The organism is Anaerorhabdus sp. (assembly GCF_036637135.1).
In the GTDB taxonomy this organism is placed as follows: domain Bacteria; phylum Bacillota_I; class Bacilli_A; order Erysipelotrichales; family Erysipelotrichaceae; genus Anaerorhabdus.
Genome location: NZ_JAVWNC010000066.1, coordinates 1 through 10130 on the forward strand (window position 1 = coordinate 1; position 10130 = coordinate 10130).

A 10130-nucleotide genomic window follows, 5' to 3' on the forward strand; every position below is an offset into this window, starting at 1 on the left:
TGTTAAAAAAATAGACTTTTTTCACAAGAAAAAAAAGTGATTGCTCACTTTTTACTTGATGATTGATTCTTCAAAGTTTTCAATTCCAAACAACCCTAAGAATGTTTTTAATTGTTCAACAGATTCACTTGCGCTAGCATAACGAATATTCATGCGATCCCATGTCTTAGAAACGATTTCACTACTAGGTACACCAAGTACTTCAGGCGTAATTGTTTCAATATCTGTCTTTAATTGATTCATTGTATCTGCATTAATACTCATAACATAATCATTAATCTTTGTAATCAATTGATCATAAACCTCTTTATTCGCATTATACTCATCTTCAAGAACATAAATAGCTGCTTGTGGATAACCTAATGTTCCTGTTTTTACTTCAAATTCTTTTTGAAGATCTTTAATAATTTTATATTCTTTTCCTTGTTCTTTTAATTTCGCAATTGTTGCAGTTGCTGCAGGTTCTGCAAGCAATGCAATATTCGCTTTATCAGACAACAATGCAGCTTGCGCATCTGTTACTGAATTATAGAAAGTCACTTGCGGTACGATATCAACAATTGTTTCATTGAATATAAGTCCTGGTACAGCACCTTCACCAAACGCAGCTAATTCACCTTCTTGATTTAATACATCTTCATTTTCACCAACTAAGTATAAATTACCCCATGTAATAATACCTAACATCTTGTATTTTGTTTTACCAGCACTACCAAGTTTTGTTCCTAAGTTTGTTGGCGCTACAATTACATTATACTCTGGTGTTGGGTTAACAAATGCTGCTTGAATCACATCCGTACCATCTACAAAAGTTACATCTGCCATCCCATCTAATAATACTGGTATTAATGGTAATGCAGTTGCTCCTTTAGGAGCTAGTACTGTAAGTTGAACTGGTTCTGTTGTTGCAGTTGGCTCCGGAGTTTTTTCAACTGGAGTACTTGCACAACCAACAAGTAACAACATAGCACTTACTAACGCAATAATTTTTTTCATTATCTCACCTTATTTTCGATTTCTAGAAGTAACTTTTCAATAAATTCATTAATTTCAACTGTTTCAGACTCTTGTTTGCCATAACGACGTACATTGACACTGTTTGACGAAATTTCGCCCTCACCTACAACGAGTTGAACTGGAATTTTATGAGTTTGTGCTTCTCTAATACGATAGCCCAATTTTTCATTTCTTGCATCTATTTTGACCCTTACACCTTTTTCTTTAAGTAATGCTTCAACTTTAGTAGCATATTCCAAATGATTTTCATGATGTACTGGGACAATGACAACTTGTTCTGGAGCTAACCACAATGGGAAAGCACCTGCAAAGTGTTCAATTAAGATACCAATGAAACGTTCGATTGATCCAAAAATAACACGGTGTAACATAACTGGTCTTACTTTTTCACCATTTGCATCAACATAAGTTAAGTCAAAGCGTTCTGGTAAATTCATATCTAGTTGGATAGTTCCGCATTGCCATACTCTTCCTAATGAGTCACGAATATGGAAATCGAGTTTAGGACCATAGAATGCACCATCACCTGGATTTATTTTAAAATCTTTTCCTGCAGCTTTACATGCTTTTGCTAATGCTTCTTCACTCTTATCCCAAATTTCGATAGAACCGATGTATTTTTCTTCAGGACGAGTACTTAATTCTATTGAATACTCTAAACCAAGTTTAGTATAAATACGATCAATAAATGCAATTAACGATACAACTTCACTTTCAATTTGTTCTGGAGTCATATATATATGCGCATCATCTTGAGTAAATGTACGAACACGGAATAAACCATTTAACGCACCACTTGCTTCATGACGATGTACTTGACCAAGTTCACCCATACGAATAGGCAAATCTTTATATGAATGTAATCCGCTCTTAAATACAAGTAAGCTACCTGGACAGTTCATTGGTTTAATAGCGAACTCACGATCATCAACATCTGAAGTGTACATATTTTCTCTATAGTTAAACCAGTGACCTGAAATTTCCCATAATTCTTTAGACATCATAATTGGAGTTTTGATGAATACATAATTTTCTTTAGTATGTTCTTCATACCAAAATTGTTCCAAAATATTACGTAAAATCATACCGTTTGGCAAGAAGAATGGCATACCTGGTGCATATTCACTCATCATGAATAAATCAAGTTCGCGACCTAATTTCTTATGGTCACGTTTTTTAGCTTCTTCAAGTAAATACAAATGATTTTGTAAATCTTCTTCATTTTCAAAGCAAATACCGTAAACACGTTGAAGCATCTTGTTTTTAGCATCACCTTTCCAATAAGCACCTGAAACTTTCAAAAGTTTAAAGTGTTTTAATTCTTTTACAGTATCCACATGTGGACCACGACACAAGTCAACAAACTCACCTTGGCGATAACAAGTAATTACAGTATCCTCTTCATCCATGTGTGAAATTAAATCAATCTTATAAGGATCATCCTTAAACATTTCCAAAGCAGCTTCCTTTGTTAATTCCTCACGCACAATACGTTTACCATCTTTTGATATCTTCTTCATTTCTTTTTCAATTTTTTCTAAATCTTCTTCTTTAAGTGAAACATCACCTAAATCAATATCGTAATAAAAACCATCAGTAATAACTGGTCCTACCCAAAACATAGCTTGTGGATAAATTCGTTTTACTGCTTGTGCAAGCAAGTGAGCACAACTGTGATTCAATACATTTAACTTTTCATTTTCTTTAATGTTTATCATATTTTTCTCCTCCTAAACAAATAAAAACGTCCTCATAAAAGGACGTATATTTACGCGGTACCACCTTAATTCCTAGTTCATTGAACTAAGCACTCAAACAATAACGGTTGCTGCCGGCATTTTTTCGAAAATGCTACTCCCAAGTGGTAATCATAAACCTTATCAATAGTTTTTCACCAACCAACTATCTCTCTTATCAAAGTATTTATCATCATGTCTTGTTCTTCGTATCTGTTATTATAATAGACTTCATCTACCCTTTTGTCAACCTCCATGCAACAGTCTAAGATTGAATGAAATGTACTTTTCTTCTATTAGTATCTTGATTCTACAAATGAAAAGAACTGTTATGAATAACAGTCCTAATCCCTATAATTTATTTCTTAGTTGTTTTTTTTGTTGCAGGTTTTTTAGCTACAGTTTTTTTAGCAACTGGTTTCTTTGCTACTGCTTTTTTTGCAACTGGTTTAGCTGCAACTTTTTTAGCAACTGGTTTTTTAGCTACAGCTTTTTTAGCAACTGGTTTCTTTGCTACTGCTTTTTTTGCAACTGGTTTAGCTGCAACTTTTTTAGCAACTGGTTTTTTAGCTACAGCTTTTTTAGCAACTGGTTTCTTTGCTACTGCTTTTTTAGCAACTGGTTTAGCTGCTACAGCTTTCTTAGCTACTGCTTTCTTTGCAACTGGTTTAGCTGCTACTTTCTTAGCAACTGCCTTCTTTGCAACTGGTTTAGCTGCTACTTTCTTAGCAACTGCTTTCTTTGCAACTGGTTTAGCTGCTACAGCTTTTTTAGCTACTGGTTTAGCTGCTGCTTTTTTAGCTACTGGTTTTTTTGCTACCATTCTATTTGCCTCCTTCTTAGCATTTTGTTCCAAATCATATTTGATTGCAGCTTGAGCTGCAGCCAATCTAGCAATTGGCACACGATATGGAGAACAAGATACATAAGTCAATCCTACACGGTGACAGAACTCAATAGAGCTTGGATCCCCTCCATGCTCACCGCATATGCCCAATTTAATATTTGGACGAGTTTGTCTGCCTAATGTTGCAGCCATCTCGACTAACTTACCAACACCTTTTTGGTCTAATCTTGCAAAAGGATCTTGCTCATAGATTTTCTTATCATAATAATCTGATAAGAATTGACCAGCGTCATCACGACTAAATCCAAATGTCATTTGTGTTAAGTCGTTTGTTCCAAAACTGAAGAATTCAGCTTCTGTTGCAATTTCATTTGCAAGTAATGCAGCTCTTGGAATTTCAATCATAGTACCAACCATATATTTTAGTTTAGCACCAGATTCTTTAATAATTTGATCAGCTGTACTGATTACAATATCTTTAACATATTTTAACTCAGCAACTTCACCAACAAGTGGAATCATAATTTCAGGTACGATATTGTACTTAGGATGTTTTTTATTTACATTGATTGCAGCTTCAATAACAGCACGTGTTTGCATTTCAGCAATTTCAGGATAAGTAACACTTAAACGACATCCACGGTGACCCATCATTGGATTGAATTCATGTAAAGATGCGATAACTTGTTTAAGTTCATTGATAGTCATCTTCATTTCATGAGCTAAGTCTTCAATATCTTTTTCATTTGTAGGTAAGAATTCATGTAGAGGTGGATCTAAGTAACGAATAGTTACTGGTCGATCTTCCATAACTTCATAAATTCCTTCAAAGTCGCCACGTTGCATTGGAAGTAATTTTTCTAATGCGGCACGACGTTGTGTTTCATCTTCAGAAACAATCATTTCTCTCATTGCTTTAATACGAGTTGCATCAAAGAACATATGTTCTGTACGTACAAGACCAATACCTTCAGCTCCGAATAAGATTGCTTGTCTAGCATCATTTGGTGTATCTGCATTTGTTCTGACTTTCATCGTACGACGTGCATCAGCCCATTTCATAAACATTTCAAAATCACCAGAAATAGATGCAGGAACAGTCTTAATAGCTTGTCCATAAATATTACCTGTTGAACCATCTAATGAAATGAAATCACCTTCATGATATTTTACACCATGTACTTCAAAGTAATGTTCTTTTTCGTTGATTTTTATTTCACCACAACCAGAGATACAACAACGACCCATGCCACGAGCAACTACTGCAGCGTGAGAAGTCATACCACCACGAACAGTTAAAATACCTTGTGCAACATGCATACCTTCAATATCTTCAGGACTTGTTTCTAAACGAACAAGAATTACTTTCTTACCTTTATTAGCTTCAACAATAGCACTCTCTGCAGTAAATACGATTTGACCACAAGCAGCACCTGGTGATGCTGGTAAAGCACTAGCAATTGGTTTAACTGCTTGCATATCATAAGAATCGAATTGTGGATGTAATAAAGAATCTAAAGATTTAGGATCAACCATCATTAATGCTTGATCTTTACTAATTAGTTTTTCTTTAACCATATCACATGCAATCTTTAACGCTGCAGCAGCAGTACGTTTACCATTACGCGTTTGAAGCATATACAGTTTACCTTCTTCGATTGTAAACTCCATATCTTGCATATCTTTATAATGTTTCTCTAAGCGAGAACAAATTTCAGTAAATTGTTTATATGCCGCAGGCATAATTTTCTTTAGTTCATTAATCGTTTGAGGTGTACGAATACCAGCAACAACATCTTCACCTTGAGCATTCATTAAGAATTCTCCAAATAATTTATTTTCTCCTGTTGCAGGATTTCTAGTAAAGGCAACACCAGTACCACAATCATCACCCATATTACCAAATACCATGGATTGAATATTTACAGCTGTACCCCAAGAACCTGGGATATCATTCATTTTACGATAGTAAATAGCACGAGGATTATTCCAAGATTTAAACACAGCTTCAACTGATTTTTCAAGTTGAGTTTTTGCATCTGTTGGGAAATCTTCTTTTAAGTTTTCACGATAAAATGCTTTGAACTTAACAACTAAATCTTTTAAATCGTCAGCAGTTAAATCAGTATCAAGAGTAACTCTTTTTTCTTCTTTCATTTCATCAATTAGTTCTTCGAAACGACTCTTTGGAAGTCCCATAACAACATCCGCAAACATTTGAATGAAACGACGATAGCTATCATAAGCAAAACGTGGATTATTTGTTTTCTTAGCTATTGTTTCTACAACGTCATCATTGATACCAAGATTTAAGATTGTATCCATCATACCTGGCATTGAAGCACGTGATCCTGAACGAACAGAAACAAGTAATGGATTATCTTTACTTCCCATTTTCTTTCCTGTTAGTTTTTCTAAAGCATCTACATTTTGGAAAATTTCTTTAATAATTTCTGGACTAATTTTTTCTCCATCTTTGTAGTAAGCAGTACATGCTTCTGTAGTGATTGTAAATCCTTGTGGAACAGGCATTCCTAAACTTGTCATTTCTGCAAGATTGGCACCCTTGCCTCCCAAAAGGTCACGCATTGATCCTTTACCTTCTGAGAATTTGTAAACGTATTTTTTTGTTGGCATACTTTCCTCCTATTTATTATATGAACTAAAAATTTAAACCGGTTACATTTAACTCTATCCTTATAATAAACTATTCACCGTTTTTTCACAACCTAAAAATTATAATTACTCTTTATTTAAATGAGTATTAACAAATTCGAATATTTTATCAAAATATTTTGAGTCCAAGAATGACTCTGCATGTTTAGATTCTTGGAATGTACATAATTCTTTTTCTGCTGTACATGCATAGAATAAATCAAATACCATTTCAAATGGAACAAAGCTATCTAACTCACCATGTAAGAATAAAGTTGGTGTACTCGATTGCTTAACTTGACGAAGTGTATTAGCTTCATATAAGTTAAAATTCATTTTTGATTTACATAATAAATTCACACCTGGTACAAGTGCACCAAAAGGAACTTTTATGAATCGTTTTATTTGATACTTCAATAAATCTTCTATAGATGTAAATGCACAATCTGAAATAGCGCATACTACATTACTCGGTAAGAATTCTCCTGTAGCATTTAATACAGTTGCTCCACCAAGTGATGTTCCATGTAACACTATTTTCGCATTTGGATTTTGTTTAATGATAAAGTCAATCCAATCTACACAATCATAATGTTCTTTCCAACCAAGTGTTGTATAATCTCCTTCACTTGCGCCATAAGCTCTTTGGTCAACAACTAAGCAGTTATAACCTTCATCATAGAAACGCTTTGGTACATCCAAAACTTGCGTTCCAAAAAAATCATAAGCATGGAATACAATGACATAGTTATCCGTTGGTTGTTGGATTAATGTTCCACTTAACTTATAGCCATCATATGAAACGATTTCTACATTTGACTTTTCAACATTATCAAACCAAAGATCATTATCTTTTTTTGTAATTAATGAATTCGAAAATTCCAAGTAACTTGGATTCTTTTTACGTTTAAAAACTTTTGTAAAGATATACGCACATGTTGCACAATATGTTGCGCCAACTGCAAGAGTTACTCCTGCTGTAACTGCTAATACCTTACCTACTTTACTTCCACTTTTTTCTGCCATAGATACCCCCAAAGAAAAAAAGAAGAGTTCTTAAAAAGAATAACTGTAGTTAATTCTCTTTTTCGATTTCTCTTCTTTCATTTATCACCTATTAATATTTAATGATAAATTTATTTAGAAGTCAATTCTTTTAAGCGATTTGATACGATTTCGTATTGATTTTTGTAGTTTTCTAACTTATTTTTTTCTTCTTCTACTTTATTTGGCGATGCTTTCGAAATAAAGCTTTCATTCGATAACATTTTTTCACCACGACTAATTTCTTTTTGTAATGATTCTTTTTCTTTATTCAGTTTATTAATTTCTTCCTCTAAGTTAATTACTTCACTCATCGGTAATGATATCGAACCACCTTCAATTGGACGAACCATTAACTCATCATCAATAGAATCAACCCATGTTACCTTACACATTTTTTCTAAGATTGATGCAACTTCTTTATCATAAGTTTTGTGTGTTCCATCAAGATTTTGAATCATAGCACGAAGTGGTGTGCTTGGTTTTAAATTGTTGTCTGTTTTGATTTGACGAATGATTGTAATAATTTCAATCAGTTGATCAACTTCTTTCGCAGAATTTGTATCAATTTTATTAATTGTAGTTGGCCATGTTGCAACACAAATTGATTCATTTGTATTATGTAATGTTTGATATATTTCTTCTGTTACAAATGGCATGAATGGATGTAGCATTTTAATGATTGCATCTAACATTGCAACGAGTGTATTTAGTGTTGCCATTTTAGTAGATTCATCTTCACTATTTAATCCTGATTTACTAAATTCAATATACCAACTGCAGAAGTCATCCCATACAAAACTATATAATTCATTTCCAACAATTGCGAATTCATATTTATCCATGTTTAAATTTGTATGTTCAAGTACTTGATTGAATCGTTGTAATATCCATTGGTCAGTCATTGAACCTTGACTTAAATCACAGTTCTTAGTATCAAAACCTTCTGGTATATTCATCATAACGTAACGTGAAGCATTCCAAATCTTATTGATGAAATTCCAAGATGCTTCTACCTTTCCTGGAATGTAGCGCATATCTTGACCAGGTGTTGAATTTGTAGTTAAAAAGAAACGTAATGAGTCTACACCATATTGTTCAATCACATCCATTGGATCAATTCCATTACCCAATGACTTACTCATTTTTCGACCTTGTTCATCACGAATTAAACCATGGATTAAACAATCTTTAAATGGATAAGAGTTTGTAAAATGTCTCGCTTGAAAAGCCATACGTGCAACCCAAAAGAAGATAATATCATATCCTGTAACCATACAGTTTGTTGGATAGTAATGTTTTAAATCTTCAGTTTCATTTGGCCATCCTAAAGTACTAAATGGCCATAATGCACTTGAGAACCAAGTATCAAGAACATCTTCATCTTGCGTCCAGTTTTCAATATCCTTTGGTTCCTCAAGACCAACATAGATTTCACCTGTTTCATTATGATACCAAGCAGGAATACGATGACCCCACCAAAGTTGTCTTGATATACACCAATCTTCAATGTTATCTAACCATTGAGTGAATGTATTTTCAAAACGTTGAGGATAAAAGTTAATTTTTTGTTCAGGATTTTGTTGGTTCTTTAATACATCATCCGCAAGTGGTTTCATTTTAACGAACCATTGTTTTGACAAGTATGGTTCTACAATAACATCTGTTCTTTCTGAATGACCTACTTGATGAACATGTTTTTCTATAGAAACTAAATTACCTTCTTCTTTAATTCTTTCAGTTACTGCTTTACGACACTCAAAACGATCCATACCATTGAATGCTCCTGCTAATTCATTCATTGTTCCATCAGGATTCATACAAACAATTTTTGGTAAATTGTGACGTTCAGCAATTTGGAAATCATTTGGATCATGGGCTGGTGTACATTTCATTGCACCTGTACCAAAACCAATTTCAATATAATCATCCGCAATAATTGGTAATGCTTCACCATTTGCAGGATTTATTGCATGCATTCCAATTAAGTGTTTATATTGTTCATCTTCAGGATGTACTACTACACATACATCACCAAACATCGTTTCAGGACGTGTAGTTGCAACCTTAAAACTATCTCCAGTTTCAACTACTTTATAATTAAAGGTATAAAAAGCCCCTTCTACTTCTTTGTGAATTACTTCAATATTACTAAGCGCTGTTTTAGCTTTAGGATCCCAGTTAATGATTCGTTCTCCTTGATAGATTAATCCCTCATTATACAAATCGCAGAAAACTTTTGTTACTGCTTGATTAAGTCCTTCATCAAGCGTAAAACGTTCACGTGAGTAATCCACTGAATTTCCAAGCTTAGCCCATTGAGAACGAATAAAACCTGCATATTCCTCTTTCCATTCCCATGCACGATCAAGGAATTTTTCTCTTCCTAAATCATAACGACTAATACCTTCATCTTTTAAACGTGCATCAACTTTTGCTTGTGTTGCAATACCAGCGTGATCCATACCAGGAAGATACAACATATCAAATCCTTGCATACGTTTGTAACGAGAAATAATATCTTGAAGTGTATTGTCCCATGCATGACCTAAATGTAATCTCCCTGTTACATTTGGTGGTGGGATTACAATTGTAAATGGTTCCTTACTTTTATCACCAGCTGTAAAGTATCCCTTTTCAACCCAATGATTATACTTATCCGCTTCTACTTCTGCATGATTGTATTTTGCATTTAATTCTTTCATTATTCTATCCTCTTTCTTTCAAATAGCTTCCACGTGTAAAACACGTGGTTCTGACTTAACCCTATAAGGGTTATTACCACACTGACCCTTAAGGGTCGTGTGAAGGGCCTGACAACTGTGCTTCAC

Annotated in this window: 5 protein-coding genes and 1 other annotated feature; all 5 genes read right to left on the minus strand. The window is 33.8% G+C overall.

What is annotated here, in order from left to right; all coding sequences use genetic code 11:
• Positions 1–51: 51 nt before the first annotated feature.
• A complete protein-coding gene (locus RR643_RS10005; RefSeq protein WP_332470251.1) occupies positions 52–996 on the minus strand; it encodes a hypothetical protein in 945 nt (314 codons plus the stop codon).
• On the minus strand, positions 996–2735 hold the full coding sequence (thrS, locus tag RR643_RS10010) for a threonine--tRNA ligase (RefSeq protein ID WP_332483127.1): 1740 nt from the start codon (positions 2733–2735) through the stop codon (positions 996–998). The genes RR643_RS10005 and thrS overlap by 1 nt, the downstream gene beginning before the upstream one ends.
• Positions 2736–2770: 35 nt before the next feature.
• Positions 2771–2970 (minus strand) — a binding site (T-box leader).
• 141 nt (positions 2971–3111) lie between these two features.
• Positions 3112–6237 (minus strand): pyruvate, phosphate dikinase, encoded by a 3126-nt coding sequence (gene ppdK, locus RR643_RS10015; RefSeq protein ID WP_332483128.1) that lies wholly within the window; start codon positions 6235–6237, stop codon positions 3112–3114.
• Positions 6238–6342: 105 nt separating this feature from the next.
• Complete coding sequence (locus RR643_RS10020; RefSeq protein WP_332483129.1) at positions 6343–7281, minus strand: alpha/beta hydrolase; 939 nt, start codon at positions 7279–7281, stop codon at positions 6343–6345.
• A gap of 110 nt (positions 7282–7391) precedes the next feature.
• Entirely contained in the window at positions 7392–10007 is a 2616-nt protein-coding gene (locus RR643_RS10025; RefSeq protein ID WP_332469723.1) for a valine--tRNA ligase, read from the minus strand.
• Between the last annotated feature and the right edge of the window lie 123 nt (positions 10008–10130).

Excerpts from the sequence above, each read along its gene's own strand:
- RR643_RS10020 (WP_332483129.1), bottom strand. The coding sequence starts at position 7,281 with ATGGCAGAAAAAAGTGGAAGTAAAGTAGGTAAGGTATTAGCAGTTACA.
- thrS (WP_332483127.1), bottom strand. The coding sequence starts at position 2,735 with ATGATAAACATTAAAGAAAATGAAAAGTTAAATGTATTGAATCACAGT.
- ppdK (WP_332483128.1), bottom strand. The coding sequence starts at position 6,237 with ATGCCAACAAAAAAATACGTTTACAAATTCTCAGAAGGTAAAGGATCA.
- RR643_RS10005 (WP_332470251.1), bottom strand. The coding sequence starts at position 996 with ATGAAAAAAATTATTGCGTTAGTAAGTGCTATGTTGTTACTTGTTGGT.